General features: G+C 44.7%; 8 protein-coding genes. All 8 read left to right on the top strand.

Translation table 11 applies throughout. The features are described from left to right. Window positions 1-28: 28 nt before the first annotated feature. The 8 genes from prc (at window position 29) to L5M40_RS01990 (ending at window position 17,258) form a co-directional block, all read left to right on the top strand. A complete protein-coding gene (gene prc, locus L5M40_RS02025) occupies window positions 29-2,074 on the top strand; it encodes a carboxy terminal-processing peptidase (protein ID WP_263176743.1) in 2,046 nt (681 codons plus the stop codon). 84 nt (window positions 2,075-2,158) lie between these two features. After that, entirely contained in the window at window positions 2,159-4,708 is a 2,550-nt protein-coding gene (pepN, locus tag L5M40_RS02020; RefSeq protein WP_212600211.1) for an aminopeptidase N, read from the top strand. 43 nt (window positions 4,709-4,751) lie between these two features. Further along, on the top strand, window positions 4,752-4,967 hold the full coding sequence (locus tag L5M40_RS02015) for a DUF2835 domain-containing protein (RefSeq protein ID WP_028759764.1): 216 nt from the start codon (window positions 4,752-4,754) through the stop codon (window positions 4,965-4,967). Between the two features lie 338 nt (window positions 4,968-5,305). Further along, window positions 5,306-7,348 (top strand): DUF1302 domain-containing protein, encoded by a 2,043-nt coding sequence (locus L5M40_RS02010; protein WP_105252651.1) that lies wholly within the window; start codon window positions 5,306-5,308, stop codon window positions 7,346-7,348. A gap of 13 nt (window positions 7,349-7,361) precedes the next feature. Further along, window positions 7,362-8,726 (top strand): DUF1329 domain-containing protein, encoded by a 1,365-nt coding sequence (locus L5M40_RS02005; protein ID WP_263256212.1) that lies wholly within the window; start codon window positions 7,362-7,364, stop codon window positions 8,724-8,726. Window positions 8,727-8,780: 54 nt separating this feature from the next. Continuing rightward, window positions 8,781-9,797 (top strand): WD40/YVTN/BNR-like repeat-containing protein, encoded by a 1,017-nt coding sequence (locus tag L5M40_RS02000; protein WP_173496835.1) that lies wholly within the window; start codon window positions 8,781-8,783, stop codon window positions 9,795-9,797. 36 nt (window positions 9,798-9,833) lie between these two features. After that, window positions 9,834-12,149 carry an efflux RND transporter permease subunit gene (locus L5M40_RS01995; RefSeq protein ID WP_113940560.1) on the top strand — a complete coding sequence of 772 codons (2,316 nt, stop codon included), beginning with the start codon at window positions 9,834-9,836 and terminating at the stop codon, window positions 12,147-12,149. 264 nt (window positions 12,150-12,413) lie between these two features. Next, window positions 12,414-17,258, top strand: a complete 4,845-nt coding sequence (locus tag L5M40_RS01990) for an NAD-glutamate dehydrogenase (protein WP_263176742.1) — start codon at window positions 12,414-12,416, stop codon at window positions 17,256-17,258. Window positions 17,259-17,319 lie beyond the last annotated feature (61 nt).

Genomic DNA, 17,319 nt, shown 5'->3' with positions numbered 1-17,319 from the left:
TCATTTATTAAAACGGAGTAACTTGTTGATGCGAAAACTCACTTTGGCTACCTCGATCGCCACTGTTTTTGTCGGATTCTCGGCTTGGGCCGTACCACCCACGATTCAAATCAGCGAGTTACCCACTCTCAAGCAGGAAGCGCAACATAAGGTTGCGAGCAAAAGGGTAACGGACTTATACACTCGTTCGCACTATCATAGATTCAATCTTGATGACGCCTTTTCTGCGCAAATTTTTGATCGTTATCTGCAGCAGTTGGATTATCGCCGCAATGTGTTAACCCAAGCGGATGTCGATAGTTTTAAACCTTATGCAACCCAATTCGATGACATGCTCAGTTCTGGTGAACTTGAGCCTGCCTATAAAATGTTTGATATCGTCCAAAAGCGCCGCTATGAAGGCTTTGTCTATGCTTTATCTCTATTAGATAAAGAGATGGATTTTTCTGCGCCCGGTGATGCCTATGAGTACGACCGCGATGAGGCCGCATGGCCAAAAGACCAGACAGAAATTAATGAGTTATGGCGTCAACGTGTTAAATACGATGCACTAAATCTTAAACTCACAGGTAAGCAATGGCCTGAGATTGTTGATATCCTCCAAAAGCGTTACAACAACGCTATTAAACGGTTGATTCAAACTAACAGTGAAGATGTGTTCCAAGGCGTGATGAATGCCTTCTCCCGTAGCATTGAGCCACATACAAGTTACCTTTCACCACGCAATGCTGAACGTTTCCAAATGGAAATGAACTTGAGCCTTGAAGGCATTGGTGCTCAACTGCAACTCGAAGACGATTACACTGTCATTAAAAGTTTAATTACTGGCGGCCCTGCTGCGGGCAGTGAAAAACTGTCGCCGGAAGACAAGATTGTCGGTGTCGGTCAAGAAGGCGGTGAAATTGTTGATGTGATCGGCTGGCGTTTAGACGACGTGGTCGACCTGATCAAAGGTCCTAAGGGCAGTAAAGTTGTTTTGCAAATTTTACCGAAGAAAGGCGGTTCCAATGCTAAGCCATTCGACGTTACCTTAGTACGCGATAAAATTCGTCTTGAAGACAGAGCTGCAACCTCTAAGGTGATTGAACCTAAAGACGGCGAGTACGCAAATCGCAAAGTCGGTGTGATCCAAATTCCTGGTTTCTATATGAATTTGTCGCAGGACGTTGAAAAAGAGCTAGTGAAGTTAAACGACGCCAAAGTAGAAGGCATAGTCATCGACCTTAGAGGTAACGGTGGGGGGGCATTAACGGAAGCCGTGCTGCTGACGGGACTCTTTATCGATATGGGCCCTGTAGTGCAAATTCGTGATGCCGATGGACGAGTGTCTGCGCATCGTGATAACGACGGTAAAACCAGTTATGCAGGACCATTGACTGTGATGGTTGACCGTTACAGTGCTTCAGCCTCTGAAATTTTTGCTGCCGCATTGCAAGATTATGACCGTGCACTGATTGTCGGTGAGTCGAGTTTTGGGAAAGGCACAGTACAGCAGCATAAGAGCCTAGGCCGTATCTACGACATGTATGAGAAGCCAATTGGCCATGTGCAGTATACGATTCAAAAGTTCTACCGTATTAATGGTGGTAGTACACAGATTAAAGGTGTGACCCCCAACATTGCTTACCCAAGTGCGTTGGAGCCGGGCGAGTACGGTGAAGCTGAAGAGAAAAATGCTTTACCTTGGGATAAAGTGCCTATGGCGCAATATGGTACGCTTAATGATGTTACGCCTGAGTTAGTGACTAGCCTTGAGGCCAAGCACCTTAACCGCATCAAAAGCAGCGTAGAGTTTGCTTATATCAATCAAGATATTGCCGACTTTAAAAAGCACCACAAAGAGAAGACAGTTTCTCTGGTTGAAAGTGAGCGCATTGCTTCCCGCGAAGCCGATGAGAAAAAAGTCCTCGACAGAACAAACGAGCGTCGAGTCGCCAATGGTTTAGCACCGGTTAAATCAATGGAAGACATTAAAGACGACGCTGAATTGCCAGATGCATTTTTAGACGAAACCGCTTATATCACCTTAGATATGGCTGATGTGCAAAAAATGGCTAAAACTAGTGCTAAGTAGGCGCTAGTCGAGTCGATTTATCCGATATCAAAACGCGCTTATGGCGCGTTTTTTCTTATTTAGATCAGCGTTAAAGGGATCGCAATGACACAAGCTCAAGCAAAATACTTAAAAGATTATCAAGCGCCACTTTTTACGATAGAGACTATCGATTTAGCTTTTAATTTGGCTGGCAATGAAACCCAAGTGCAGGCGATCAGTCGTATAAAACGCACTTCAAAACATGCACAAGCCTTAGTGTTGGATGGCGAAGATTTGACCGTTGTTTCGCTGACTGTTAATGGTGATGCTGTGCCTTACCATGTTAGTGCAGGTCAATTAGTTCTAGAAACTGAGCTTGATGAGTTTGAGCTGAACATTATCACTAAGCTCGATCCTGAAGCTAATTCGAGTCTTGAAGGGCTCTATATGTCCGATGGTGCCTACTGCACGCAATGCGAGGCAGAGGGCTTTCGACGTATCACTTATTTCCTTGATCGCCCTGATGTATTAGCTAAATACACTGTTCGTATCGAAGCCGATAGAGCCGCATTCCCGTTTTTACTGAGTAACGGTAATTTGATTGATCAAGGTGAGTTAGATGGCGGACGCCATTATGTTTGCTGGCAAGATCCATTTCCAAAACCAGCGTATTTATTTGCCTTAGTCGCTGGCGATTTTGATCTATTGCAAGATGAGTTCATTACTCGCAGTCGCCGTAAAGTGATCCTGCAAGTGTTCGTTGATAAAGGTAATTTACATAAAGCACACCATGCGATGGCATCACTTAAGAAATCCATGGCATGGGATGAGAGCCGTTTTGATCTTGAGTATGATTTAGATATTTACATGATAGTGGCCGTCGACTTTTTCAATATGGGGGCGATGGAAAACAAAGGCTTAAATATCTTTAACACTAAATATGTGCTTGCAGATACCTTAACGGCCACCGACGAGGATTATCACGGCATTGAATCGGTTGTAGGCCATGAGTATTTTCATAATTGGACAGGAAACCGCGTAACGTGCCGCGATTGGTTCCAATTAAGTTTAAAAGAAGGCTTAACGGTTTTTCGCGATCAAGAATTTAGCTCAGATTTAGGCTCTCGTGCTGTGAATCGAATTCATGCAATTAAAGTGATCAAGAATCAGCAATTTGCAGAAGATTCTGGCCCTATGTCCCATCCTATTCGTCCAGAATCTGTCATTGAGATGAATAATTTCTACACTGTGACTGTGTATAACAAGGGCGCTGAAGTCATCCGCATGATGCACACTTTGCTCGGCGAAGAAAAGTTTCAGGCGGGAATGAAACTGTATTTTAAACGCCACGACGGCCAAGCTGTCACCTGTGATGATTTTGTGGCGGCAATGGAAGATGCCAGCGGAGTGGATTTAACCCAGTTCCGTTTATGGTATAGCCAAGCTGGTACGCCGATTGTGACTGCGATTGACAGCTTTGATGCGCAAACGGGCGTTTATCAATTGACCCTTAAACAAAGTCTAGCGAACTGTGCATCACCGCTGCATATTCCGTTTAGCTTAGAGCTCTTAGATGCGAAGGGCCATTCTTTAGTGAATGAAATCCTCAATTTTACTCAAACTGAACAAGTGTTTAGCTTTGATGGACTCACTCATAAACCTGTCGCTTCGTTACTGCAAAACTTTTCCGCGCCCGTCAAATTACAATATCGATTCAATGTGGATCAACTCGTTCACTTGATGCGTTTTGCTAGCAGCGAAGTGGCGCGTTGGGAAGCTTCTGTGACCTTAGTGAGCCAAGCTATTTGGCAAAATGTGGCGAGTTTACAACAGCAACAAGCTATGGCTCTCGATCCCCGTGTGCGCGATAGTTTTAAAGGTGTGTTGTTAGACACTGAGCTTGATCCGGCATTGATCGCCGAAATATTAGCGATACCTACGGCTTCGGCTTTGATTGAGCAAACAGAGAGTGTCGATCTAGATGCGTTAGCTTTAGCACGTGAATTTGTATTAATAGAGCTCGCTTCACATAGTGAAGATGAATTGATTGCGCTATATCGTTCTTTAGTCGCAGTAGAGAGTACGCAGGCAAGAGCCCTTAAAAATCAGTGTTTAACTTGGTTAGCTCGGGTGTCGGATGAGGCAGAGGGGTTAGTGATTTCTCAGTTCGATAACGCCAGTAATATGACGGATTCTCTTGGTGCGTTGACGGCAGCCAATGTTGGGAATTTACCTTGTCGTGATGAACTGATGACGACATTTGAGCTACGTTGGCAGGATACGCCATTGGTGATGGATAAATGGTTTATGTTGCAAGCGACCCGTGATGCAGATGATGTGATTGAGTGTTTGCGTCAGTTGCAGCAACACAAGTGCTTTAGTATGAGCAATCCAAACCGAGTGCGTGCTTTAGTGGGCAGTTTTGCTGCCGGTAATATTTATCAATTCCACCGTAGAGACGGTAAGGGTTATGCTTTCTTAACCGAATGCTTAATGACCCTTAATAAGCTCAATCCGCAGGTTGCGGCCCGTATGGTGACGCCATTGATCCAGTATCATAAATTCGACTTAGGCCGCCAAACCTTGATAAAAGCCTGTTTAGGGCAACTTTTGGCTTTGCCTGACTTATCTAAGGATATGTACGAAAAAGTCTCTAAAGCATTGGCAAAATAGCAGTTTGTAGGAGGAGGGCAGCAGTCTGTGCTGCCCTGATATTATGGAACTGTATTTCAAACTATCGATCAGCTATCGAGATTTCTTACCTTATTATCAAGGGCTTGCCGATAAAGTCGAGGTTCGTGAAACTCAAGGGCGGATTTTGTGGATTAATGGCCGTCATTTTAGGCGTTTTTTAACCGAAAATGGCATTCAAGGCTATTTCAAATTGGTTTTAGATGACAAGGGACAATTTGTTTCATTAAATCGAGTTTAGTCTTAATTTGTTTATCTTTACTTAGAGCAATTACTTTAAACGGTCGGCTGATTACTAAGCTCGCTTTGTGATATTTTATTTTTAAATATGTTAATGAATTATATGATTTTTTAATGTGTTTTTATGTTTCATTCCTATTCTGCTTTTCGCTAATTTAAATCTCTCCTTTTTAGTTATCGGTACAAATGTACCTACATGCTTAATTCTTTAGAAAATTTTCTCTAACTGCGCCTTGCTCAAGGGGATTAATTGCTGTAACAATGATGTTACCTGTGAGCTAACAAGATGTTGGTTGTAATTCCTAAAACAAAGAATCCAGCAGGGTACGGAGAGCTAAAATGAAAATTGTTAAAAATAGTTTTAACAAATCGGCGCTTGCTTTGGGGGTGGCGTCGGCATTGAGTTTGTTAATGATCCCAAGCGTTAATGCAGTATCTTTTAATTGGGGAGAGGTTGAGGGCACATTTGACTCAACTTGGACTGCTGGTGCGAGCTGGCGTGTAGGGGAGCGCGATTGGGAAGGTCAAATTGGTAAGGTTAATCAACCCCAATTCGATTGGTCTAATTACAGCGCATTTGGCAATACTAAATACACTTCTGCTGAGATTTGGGCCCAGCCCGGATCGTATTCCAGTAACAATGACTTAAGTAATTTACTTTATTCTCAAGGCGATACTACATCCGAAATCGTTAAAGGTTTGCATGAATTGTCATTGAAATACAAAAACTACGGTTTATTCGCTCGTGGTATGTATTTCTATGATCGTAAACTCAATGACGGTAATTATGATTTTAATGATCCGATAACGGGCAAAGAGTTTGACCCTTGTGAAGATAACCGTGCTTCAGAAGTTCAATGTAAAGATATTCGCCTACTCGATGCGTTTGTGTATGGCAATTTTGATCTTAACGATGGCGCTAATCCATTATCTATTCGTGTAGGTAATCAAGTGGTGTCATGGGGTGAAAGTACACTGATTGCCCATGGGATCAGTGAAATCAACGCCGTTGACTTGAACATACTTAACGCGCCTGGTGCTGAACTCAAAGAAGCGTTCAGACCTCAAGGTATGGTGTGGGCTTCCCTTGGTTTGACGGATTCATTAACGGTAGAAGCATTCTATCAATATGATTGGCAACCTATTTGGGTACCGACACCGGGTTCTATTTTTGCTACTAACGATTTTGCGGGTTTCGGTGGTTACGCTCAAAACGCTCAGCTTGGGTTTAATGCTAACCCTGACATCAATTTAGACTTTGTGATGCAAGAATACGAGCGTTTAGCGGGCATGATTGCCAGCGGCCAATCTATTCCGACACAGCAATTGGTTTCTATGGCCTTAGCCTACCCAACAAAAGTGACGCTAGTGCAGGATGAGGCAGAGCCAAGTAATGATGGCCAATACGGTATTAAGCTGGGTTATTACGCGCCTTCACTGGGTGAAACCGAATTTGGTTTTTATTTCATGAATTATCATAGCCGTCGTCCTCTTATCAGTGGTACTGCCGCCGATTTTAGCACGGGTGCACTTTTATCTGATCTGGCGACCATAGGTCAAAACTCGGGTAATATTGATCGTGAATTGCTGCTCAATTTGAAGAGTTTCTCTAAGGCGCAAATCGTTTATCCAGAAGATATCAAGCTTTACGGTTTCAGTTTCAATACCCTGGTTGGTGATACCTCTGTCGCGGCTGAAATTGCCCATCGTCAGGATGAACCACTGCAAATCGATGACGTAGAATTGTTGTTTGCCGGTATGCCACAGCAGTTAGCTAACGCTGGTCTTCGTCCAGATCTCGATGGTATTTCACAGATTAAAGATGTTAAGCCGGGTGAAACCGTGGATGGCTTTATCCGTCTTGATACCACTCAGGCGCAGATGACTTTCACCCATTTATTTGGTCCAACGTTAGGTTTAGATAACTTGACTATGTTGGCCGAAGTGGGTGGCGTGTGGATCCATGATATGCCAGGTTTTGATGAGCTACGTCTCAATGGTCCAGGTACGTCACGTTCTGGCGGCAACCCAGATATGCCCGGCATCATTCAAGCCTTGCACAACGGTCCTGAAACTAACCCGTTCCCAACCGACTTTGCTTGGGGATACCGTTTAGTTGGAAAGGCGGATTTCAACAACGTATTTGCTGGGGTCAATATGTCTCCACGGGTGATTTTCTCCCATGACGTTGATGGTATTACACCTGATCCTATGTTCCTGTTCACGGAAGGACGTAAGTCTGTCGCGCTAGGCGTTAACTTCGACTATCAAAACCGTTGGGGTGCAGATATCTCCTATAACAATTTCTTTGGCGGTGTCGGTACGACGAATGCGATGGCAGATCGTGATTATGTTTCATTCAATATCAAGTATTCGATCTAAAAGGACTCAAACAATGAAGAAACTGACGATATTGGCGAGTGCAGTCATGCTGGCGTTCGCAGCGCCAGTCGCTATGGCTAAGATATCAGAAGCTGATGCGGCAAAACTTGGCAATGAACTTACCCCTTTAGGTGCTGAAAAAGCAGGTAATGCTGATGGTTCTATTCCTGCGTGGGATGGTGGTATCACTAAGCCTGTGGCGGGTTATACCAAAGGGATGCATCACCCAGATCCTTTCCCTGAGGATAAGATTGAATTTACTATTACCAATGCTAACAAAGCGCAATATAAAGATTTTTTAACGCTGGGTCAGATGAAGTTGTTCGAACTTTACCCTGATACCTACAAGATGAATGTGTATAAGACTCGCCGTAGCGCCTCTGTACCACAGTTCGTTTACGATGCGACTAAAGTTAACGCGACTCGTGCTGAACTGATTGCACAGGGCAATGGTATTTCTGGTGCGGCTATTGGTATTCCATTCCCGATCCCTGCAAATGGTTTAGAAGCAATTTGGAACCACATTTTGCGTTTTCGTGGTATCGATATCGAAACTTCCCGTAGCCAAGCTGCACCGACAGCCGATGGTAGCTATAGCTTAGTCGAAACGGCTGAGGAAATTCGTTTCGAATATTCTCGTCCAGAAATTACCTTAGATCAGCTTAAAGCCAGCAATACGCTGTTCTACTTTAAGCAAGTGGTGACTCAGCCTGCACGTTTAGCAGGTACAGCCTTATTGGTTAAAGAAACCATGGATCAAGAGGCGCTTCCCCGCCAAGCTTGGACCTATAACACAGGTCAACGTCGAGTACGTAAAGCGCCGAACGTGGCTTTTGATACACCGGGTACAGTGTCAGATGGTCTGCGTACGACAGATGATTTCGATATGTTTAACGGCTCTCCAGTGCGTTACAACTGGGAACTGGTTGGCAAAAAAGAAATTTATATCCCGTACAACGATTACAAACTGCATTCGGATAAGCTGAAATATGACCAAATATTGAAACCTGGTCATGTGAATCCTGAGTACGTTCGTTGGGAAAAACACCGCGTATGGCAAGTGAGGGCGACGCTGAAAGACGGTATGCGCCACATTTATAAAGTGCGCGATATGTACCTTGATGAAGATTCATGGCAAGTGTCAATCGCCGATCTCTACGACAACCGTGATCAGTTGTATCGTGTGGCCGTTGCACATGGCTTGAATTACTACGAAGTACCTGCACAGTGGGATACTTTGGAAGTCTTCCATGATTTGCAATCCCGTCGTTATCTCGCCATGGGCTTAGACAACCAAAGTGGCATGTATAACTTCGATGCCAAACTGACTGAAGCTAACTTTACCCCCGATGCATTGCGTCGTGAGGGTATCCGTTAATAGGCCAAGTACAAAGGGGCGCTTAGCGCCCCTCATTAGTTTAAGGAAGTTTGTATGTCGTTTCGCATCCTTCAGTGTGTCGCTGTATTAAGTTTCGGTGGCGCTTTTTTTCCTTCTACGTTATCTGCAACGCCCTCTGATCCGATTTTTTCTCAAGTTCAACCTCTTGCTGCTTCATCTTTGATTTTAGATATTGCCAACGTAGGTGCTGGTTTAGTGGCTGTGGGTGAACGTGGTCATGCTCTGGTGTATGACGGCAGTTGGCATCAAGTAGCAACGCCCGTGAGTTCACAGCTGACCAAAGTCTTTTTTCTCAATGAAAAACGCGGTTGGGCTGTAGGTCATGATGCAACCATTTTACAGACTCAGGATGGTGGCCAAACTTGGCAGCAGCAGATGCATTCGCCCGAGATTGAAAAACCATTCCTCGATGTGGTGTTTTTAGACGAAAACAATGGTATTGCCATTGGTGCTTACGGTTTGTTTTATCGCACCAACGATGGCGGTGCCCAGTGGCGCGAGGAGTTCCATGAGGAGCTCTTAGCAGAAGAAGATGTGGCTTATTTGGCGGAGTTAAAAGGCAGCGATCAATCGGCCTATTTGAGTGCGCGCGCTTCATTATTGCCGCACTTTAATCGTATTTTAACCTTAACCGATGGACGTTTATTATTGGTTGGCGAGCTGGGCTTAGTCGCTGTTTCTGGCGATCAAGGTAAAACATTTACGCGTACCAATTTTGATTACGATGGTTCTATGTTTAACGCCGTAGAAACGAAAAATGCTGTGTATGTGATGGGCCTTCGCGGTCATATATTCAAAGCTGATGTGAGTTTAAGCCAATGGAATCAAATAGAACTGCCTGTGCAATCCTCAATCAACGGTGCCATGGTTGTTTCTGACGACGCGCTATATTTAGTGGGAAATGCGGGGATAGTGATCAAGCTAAATGAGGACGACACTAGCAGTATCGTGACTCGTCGCCAAGGGGAAAACTTAGTGTCTATTGCGAAGGATAATCAAGGGAATATGTGGTTATCCGGCAGCCAAGGGCTGTTTATTCTTAAGCCATAAAATTTTAAAACTACAATAAATAACAGGGCCGAGAAGATGTTAGAAAAACTGGTCAACGGATTTGAGTCATTTTTGTTTCGCAATCGCGCATGGGTCGTCGGCATTTTTGTGTTTTTGACGTTGTTTTTTGGCTATCAGGCCAGTCAACTCAAAATGGATGCGGCTTTTATCAAAAATATTCCACTGCAGCACAGTTATATGCAGACCTACCTGAAACACCAAAAAGATTTTGGTGGTGCCAACAGCATCATGGTGGCGGTTGAGGATACCAGCGGTAATATTTTTAATGCTAACTATTTTGATACCTTAAAAAATGTGCATGATCAGCTGTTTTTTATTCCAGGGGTTGACCGTGCGCAGGTGAAATCAATTTTTTCGCCTTCCACTCGTTTTACTGAAGTCGTTGAGGATGGTTTTGCTGGCGGGCCTGTTATTCCAGCGGATTTTTCAACTTCAGTGTCTGGGTTAGAAACGGTTCGCGATAATATTGAAAAAGCAGGGATTGTCGGCCGATTAATTGCTAACGATTACAGTGCGGCTATGGTGTCGGCTCAATTAATGGATTTTGATCCACAGACGGGTAAACCGCTTGATACTATTGCTTTTGCTGCACAATTAGAAAAAGAGCTTAGGGGCAAGTTCGAAACCGATAAGGTTAAAATTCACATCATAGGTTTCGCCAAAATGGCGGGGGATGTGGCTGATGGTGCTAAGGGGGTATTGCTGTTCTTCGTGATCGCGATTTTGGTCACCGCCATCATGGTTTACCTCTTTTCTAAATCCATCATCTTGACCATGCTGCCACTGGTCTGCAGTTTAACGGCTGTGGTCTGGCAGCTTGGTTTATTGACTGTGATAGGTTTCGGTCTCGATCCTATGTCGATTCTGGTACCGTTTTTAGTCTTCGCCATCGGTGTGAGCCACGGGGTGCAGATCATCAATGCTGTACGGCGCCGAGTGCTTGACGGGCAAACGACAAAAGCGGCTTCGGCGTCGGCATTTCGTAGTTTATTAGTGCCGGGTGGTGTGGCATTACTGTCCGATACTGTTGGTTTTATTACCCTGTTATTTATCGATATTGGGATTATTCGCGAGCTGGCGATTTCTGCCTCGCTCGGTGTGGGCGTGATCATTTTCACTAACCTTATCCTGTTGCCTTTGGTGATTTCTTTTACTGAAATCAAAGTCAATAAACACGCAGAACCGACCGCTGAAGAAGTGCGAACTGAGGCTATTTGGCGCTTCATGGCGCGTTTTGCAACGCCTAAATATGCTGTGGTAGTCATTATTGCCACTGTGGTGTTGTATTTTGTGGGTTTGCAACAAGCCAATCAGATGAAGATTGGTGATCTACAGGGCGGCGCGCCAGCGTTACATCAAGATTCGCGTTATAACCTCGATACCTTCTTCATCACAGATCATTTCTCTATCACCACAGATGTGATGACTGTGATTGTTGAGGCAGCACCTGAAGCCTGTACTTACCACGATGTGCTCACTCAAATTGATCAGTTTGAGTGGTTAGTGCGAAATACCCCTGGGGTGGAGTCGACTGTAAGTCTGGCGTCTGTCGCTAAAAAAGTGAATGCAGGCTTCAACGAAGGTAATCCAAGATGGGAAGTGTTGCCGCGTACAACGGCGAGCTTAGTACAGGCCATTGGCCAAATTCCGACGACTTCAGGTTTATTAAATGGCGATTGTTCTGTCATGCCTGTGTATCTGTTTATGAAAGATCACAAGGCCGAAACCATAGAAACTGTGGTCGCTAAAGTCAAAGCCGTCGCCGCGAAAATGGACAACGAGAAGTTGCAGTTTAAACTGGCGTCGGGTCCTGTGGGTGTAATGGCAGCGACTAACGAAGCGGTGGCCGAGGCGCAGTTACCTATGATGATATACGTCTATGGTGCTGTGTTTGTACTCTGCTTAATCAGCTTTAAATCTTTTAAAGCCACTGTGGCGGTCATTATTCCGTTATATGTCGTGTCGACACTGGCACAAGCCTTGATGACGCAACTGGATATTGGCTTAGCTGTCAGTACTTTACCTGTCATTGCACTGGGGGTTGGTATTGGTGTGGACTATGGTATTTATATCCTCTCGACTATGTCATCTAAGCTATCAAATGGTATGCCAGTACAACAGGCTTACTATGAGGCGTTGGTCGAACGGGGCAGTGCAGTGATCTTTACGGGCCTGACTTTAGCGATTGGTGTCAGTACTTGGTTCTTCTCGGCGCTTAAATTCCAAATGGATATGGGAATATTGTTAACATTCATGTTTGTGGTAAATATGCTCGGTGCCATAATTATCCTACCTGCATTGGCCGCCATTTTCTGGCGTCAGCCTAAGTAGAGTCTACAAATGGGGAGCTAAGCTCCCCATTTACTTTTGAATACTTAGTCTGCTTTATCGATTGTTTGGTCATTTGTCATTCCTTGTTTACGCCAATACTGGATTTCAAGAGGATGTACCACTAAAATTTTCCTCGAAATACAGCGGTTTTAGTAATAAACTTCGCGCGACGATCTAGATCACATTAATTTATCTGCGATTGTTAAGCCGAAGCATCCAAATAATGAAAAAAGCGCTGCCATAGACGCTTAAGGAAACAGCAACATGGCCTTGAAAGATGCAATGCCTTCAGTACTACTTGAAAATGTAGTCAGTTTAATTCACGCTAAAGTCCCTAATTCACAAGCCAAGCAAGTTGAACAGTTCGCCACCTGCCTTTATGCCCACATGTCGAAAGACGATCTCAATGCGCGTAATGACAGTGATTTATACGGTGCGGTTCTCAGTTTATGGAACGCCCTGAACAAAACACCAAAAGGTAACACTCATCTGAGAGTGTTCAATCCTAGCCAAGCCAAACACGGCTGGCAATCTACTCACTCGATCATTGAAGTTATCCAACCTGACATGCCATTCTTGGTCGATTCAGTTGGTATGGCATTGAAGCGAATGGGTATTACTGCTCACATGATGTTGCACACTCCACTGGCGATTGAGCGTTCAGAAAGTGGTGTGACGAATGTCACTTATCTTAATCAGAGCCCTGAAAGCACTGAGCATGTCGCTGTATTTTTGATTGAAATTGACCGTCAAAGCAGCACGGTTGATATCAAAGCATTAGAGCGCGAAATTCAGTCTGTGCTTGCCGATGTCGCTTCATCAGTCAACGACTGGGAAGCCATGTCTGCCAAGTTGGCTGAGATGATCAAGGAATTGCCAAAACGTCCGTTCCCGGGCGATAAGCAAGAGTTAGAAGAAGCGATTAACTTCCTGACTTACTTGAATAATCATCACTTTACGCTATTAGGTTACCGTCAATACGATTTGAAACGTGTCGAAGGTGACGTTGAGTTAGTGCCTAATATCGCCTCTAGTTTAGGTTTGATGAACAAGCACACTAAAGCGCAACCTGAGCAAGGTTTGTTGTTATCTAGCTTCTCCGATAGTGCCCGCAAAGAAGCCTTAGACCACAGCTTACTGATCCTCACTAAGAGCAGTGCTAAGAGCCGCGTGCATCGCCCAGCTTATGTCGATTATATTGGTATTAAGCGTTTCGATAAGAAAGGCAATGTGATTGGCGAAGATAGATTTATCGGTTTATATGCGTCAAACCTGTATAACCGTAGCCCACGTGAAATCCCACTGCTGAATGAAAAAGTGCAGCGTGTGTTAGATCGTTCAGGCTTGACCCCACGTTCACACGACTATAAAGCCCTGCTAAACATCCTTGAGAATTTACCTCGTGACGAGCTAATTCAAGCCAATGTTGATGATTTATCGCACATGGCCCATGGCGTGTTAGAAATGCAAGACAGAGACAAGCTGAAACTCTTTGTACGCAAAGATGGCTTTGGCCGTTTCTTATCCTGTTTAGTGTACGTTTCTAAGGATCGTTACAACACTAAACTCCGCCAAGATACTCAACGTATTCTGGCCCAGCACTTTAACAGCAAAGAAGATGTAGAGTTTACGACTTATTTTTCCGAGTCGACGCTAGCCCGCACTCACTACATAGTCAAAGTTGATAACAATAATATGGATGTAGATGTGGCTGCCATAGAGAACAACTTAATAGAAGCGGCACGTTCGTGGGAAGATAAGTTAAGCACTGCGCTTAACAGTGCACTCGGCGAAGAAGCTGGCACTCATCTGACTAAGCGTTATTTCAATGCGTTTGAGCAAAGCTATAAAGAAGACGTATTGCCAAGTTCTGCCGTCGTCGACATGCAACAGCTCGAAGCACTGGATGATGAACACAAGCTCGGCATGTTGTTCTATCAACCGCAGGAAGCGGCGCTGAACGACAACAAAGTGCGTTTAAAGCTATTCCACAAAGATGAGCCTATTCATCTTTCTGACGTGCTGCCAATGCTCGAAAACTTTGGTCTGCGCGTGATCAACGAGCGTCCATATGAAGTCACGACTTCAGACGGTTCTACCTTCTGGATCTTAGACTTCTTGATGACAGTTAAAGTCGTCAACACAGATAACATCGCTGATAGCCAAGACAGATTCCAAACTGCACTGTCACAAGTGTGGCAAAAGAAGTTAGAAGATGACGGCTTCAACCGCATTATTCTGGCATCTGGTTTAACCGGCCGTGAAGTCTCTGTATTGCGCGCGTATGCGAAATACATGCGTCAAATCGATGCAACTTTCAGTCAGTCATATATTGAAGAAACCTTCGGTCGTTACCCACAAATCGCTGATTTGTTGGTGAAGATGTTCATCCGTAAATTTAACCCTAAACTGAAAACCCGTACTCTGGGCAAGTTTTTGGAGCAGATCAATTTACGTTTAGACGAAGTGTCTAGCTTAGATGATGACCGTATTATTCGTCGTTATTTAGACTTGATTAACGCCACTCTGCGTACCAACTTCTACCAACTGGATGCCAAAGGCGAATCTAAGAGTTATATCTCGTTTAAATTCATGCCTTCACTGATCCCTGAAATGCCACGTCCACTGCCGAAATTCGAAATATTCGTTTATTCGCCACGGGTTGAAGGTGTGCATTTACGTTACGGTAAAGTGGCTCGTGGTGGTCTGCGTTGGTCAGATCGCCGTGAAGATTTCCGTACCGAAGTATTAGGTTTGGTAAAAGCACAGCAAGTGAAAAACACTGTGATTGTGCCTGTGGGTGCTAAAGGTGGCTTTGTTTGTAAACAATTGCCAACTGAAGGCGGCCGTGAAGCTTTCTTCACCGAAGGTCAAGAATGTTACCGCATCTTTATCCGTGCATTGCTCGATATTACCGATAACATTTTGAACGGTGAAATCGTCCATCCATTGGATGTGGTTCGTCACGATGAAGATGACCCCTATTTAGTGGTAGCAGCCGATAAAGGCACAGCGACTTTCTCTGATATCGCGAACTCGATTTCCCTCGAATACCGCTTCTGGCTCGGTGATGCATTCGCATCGGGTGGCAGCAACGGTTATGACCATAAGAAAATGGGTATCACGGCCAAAGGCGGCTGGGAATCGGTTAAGCGTCATTTCCGCGAAGTCGGTATTGATTGCCAAACTACAGACTTTACCTGTTTAGGTATAGGTGACATGGCGGGCGACGTATTCGGTAACGGTATGTTGTTGTCTAAGCACACTAAACTGGTTGCAGCCTTTAACCACATGCATATCTTTATCGATCCAAATCCGGATACGGCATTAAGTTATGATGAACGGGCGCGTTTATTCGCTCTGCCACGTTCAAGCTGGGAAGACTACAGCAGCAAGTTGATTTCTAAAGGTGGCGGTATTTTCCTCCGTTCATCTAAATCAATTCCATTATCGGCAGAGATGAAGCAAATGTTGGCCACAGAGAAAACCTCTATGACCCCAACTGAGCTGATGAAAGAACTGTTGAAAATGCCAGTGGATTTGATCTGGAACGGCGGTATCGGTACGTATGTGAAATCTTCACGTGAAACCCACGCTGAAGTCGGCGATCGTGCCAACGATGCTCTACGTGTCAACGGTGGCGAACTGCGCGCTAAGATAGTCGGCGAGGGCGGTAACTTAGGTTGTACTCAGTTAGGTCGTATTGAATATGCGTCTAATGGCGGTCGCATCAACACTGACTTCGTGGATAACGTTGGTGGTGTGGACTGTTCAGACAACGAAGTGAACATCAAGATTTTGCTGAACGCTATGGTGACTGAAGGTGAACTGACGCTTAAGCAGCGTAACCGTTTACTGGAAGAAATGACTGAAGAAGTCGGCCAAATCGTACTACAAGACTGTAAAGATCAAACTCGTACTATCTCTGTGACTCAAGTGCGCGGTGCTGAGCAGTTAAAAGAGCAGATCCGCTTTATCCAGTACCTGGAAAAAGAAGGCAAGTTAGACAGAGCGTTAGAGTTCTTACCGTCTGACGATGAGCTAGCTGAACGTTTAGCCAGTGGTCGTGCATTAACGCGCCCAGAGCTATCAGTATTGGTTGCTTATGCGAAAATGGTACTGAAAGAGCAATTAGTGACGCCAGAAATCACTGAAGATACTCTGTTAAGCCAACTGCTTATCGCGTATTTCCCGAAAAAACTTCAGGAAAAATACAGCGACAAAATGGCAACCCATCCACTGCGTGGCGAAATCATTGCGACCTCACTCGCCAATGAACTCGTCAACGACATGGGCTTGAATTTTGTTCAACGTATGCAAGATGAGACTGGTGCCTCAGTTGCCGACGCGGCAATTTGCTACACTATGGCCCGCGAAGTATTTGGTTTAGCTGAATTAACTAAATCGATCACTGACTTAAACGGCATAGTTCCGGCTGTGGTTCAAGGTGAAATGCTGCATCAGTTACGACGCAATATGCGTCGTGCTAGCCGCTGGTTCCTCCGTCACCGTAACCGCTCTTGGAGCATCGAACAAACCGTTGCTTTCTTCAAACCGGTATTTGAACAAATTAAAGATAATGTTCATTTATATCTGGTCGAAGAAGAAGCTAAAGGTATCCAATCTGAGATCAATGCCTTGGTCAAAGAAAACGTACCACAAGCTGTGGCAACCATTGTGGCTAACATGAGCACCTTGTTCTCTGCCTTAGACATTGCCCAAATTGCGCAAACAGAAGATAAGACAGTGGCATTAGTGGCTGAAACTTACTTCAAACTCGGCGCCCGCGTTGAGCTGCACTGGTTCTTAGAACAGATCAGCGCTCAACCTGTAGCGAACCATTGGCAAGCACTGGCTCGTGCCGCCTTTAGGGAAGAGTTAGATTGGCAACAACGTGCATTGAGTTCAGTGGTCTTAAGAACTTGCAGTGCAACCTGTGATGCCGAAAGTGTGATTTCTCAGTGGATTGAGATAAATCAAGGCTTATTGGAAAGATGGTTCCATATGCTAGCTGACTTTAAAACGTCGCAAATCCATGAGTTTGCTAAGTTCTCCGTCGCCCTACGTGAACTTAACCTTCTGATCCTTCATTGCGAAGGCCAAAAGTAAACTTATTATAACAATCAGAAGCCCTGGCGATCGCCGGGGCTTTTTTTAGGTCGAGGAAAGT

This window comes from Shewanella sp. SM68, assembly GCF_025653925.1.
Lineage (GTDB): Bacteria > Pseudomonadota > Gammaproteobacteria > Enterobacterales > Shewanellaceae > Shewanella > Shewanella oncorhynchi.
This window is presented reverse-complemented; position numbering and strand designations above follow the sequence as displayed.

Bases quoted from the DNA above. Each gene is read 5' to 3' on its own strand.
- L5M40_RS02010 (WP_105252651.1), top strand. From the start codon at position 5,306: ATGAAAATTGTTAAAAATAGTTTTAACAAATCGGCGCTTGCTTTGGGG.
- L5M40_RS02015 (WP_028759764.1), top strand. From the start codon at position 4,752: ATGGAACTGTATTTCAAACTATCGATCAGCTATCGAGATTTCTTACCT.
- L5M40_RS02000 (WP_173496835.1), top strand. From the start codon at position 8,781: ATGTCGTTTCGCATCCTTCAGTGTGTCGCTGTATTAAGTTTCGGTGGC.
- prc (WP_263176743.1), top strand. From the start codon at position 29: ATGCGAAAACTCACTTTGGCTACCTCGATCGCCACTGTTTTTGTCGGA.
- pepN (WP_212600211.1), top strand. From the start codon at position 2,159: ATGACACAAGCTCAAGCAAAATACTTAAAAGATTATCAAGCGCCACTT.
- L5M40_RS01990 (WP_263176742.1), top strand. From the start codon at position 12,414: ATGGCCTTGAAAGATGCAATGCCTTCAGTACTACTTGAAAATGTAGTC.
- L5M40_RS02005 (WP_263256212.1), top strand. From the start codon at position 7,362: ATGAAGAAACTGACGATATTGGCGAGTGCAGTCATGCTGGCGTTCGCA.
- L5M40_RS01995 (WP_113940560.1), top strand. From the start codon at position 9,834: ATGTTAGAAAAACTGGTCAACGGATTTGAGTCATTTTTGTTTCGCAAT.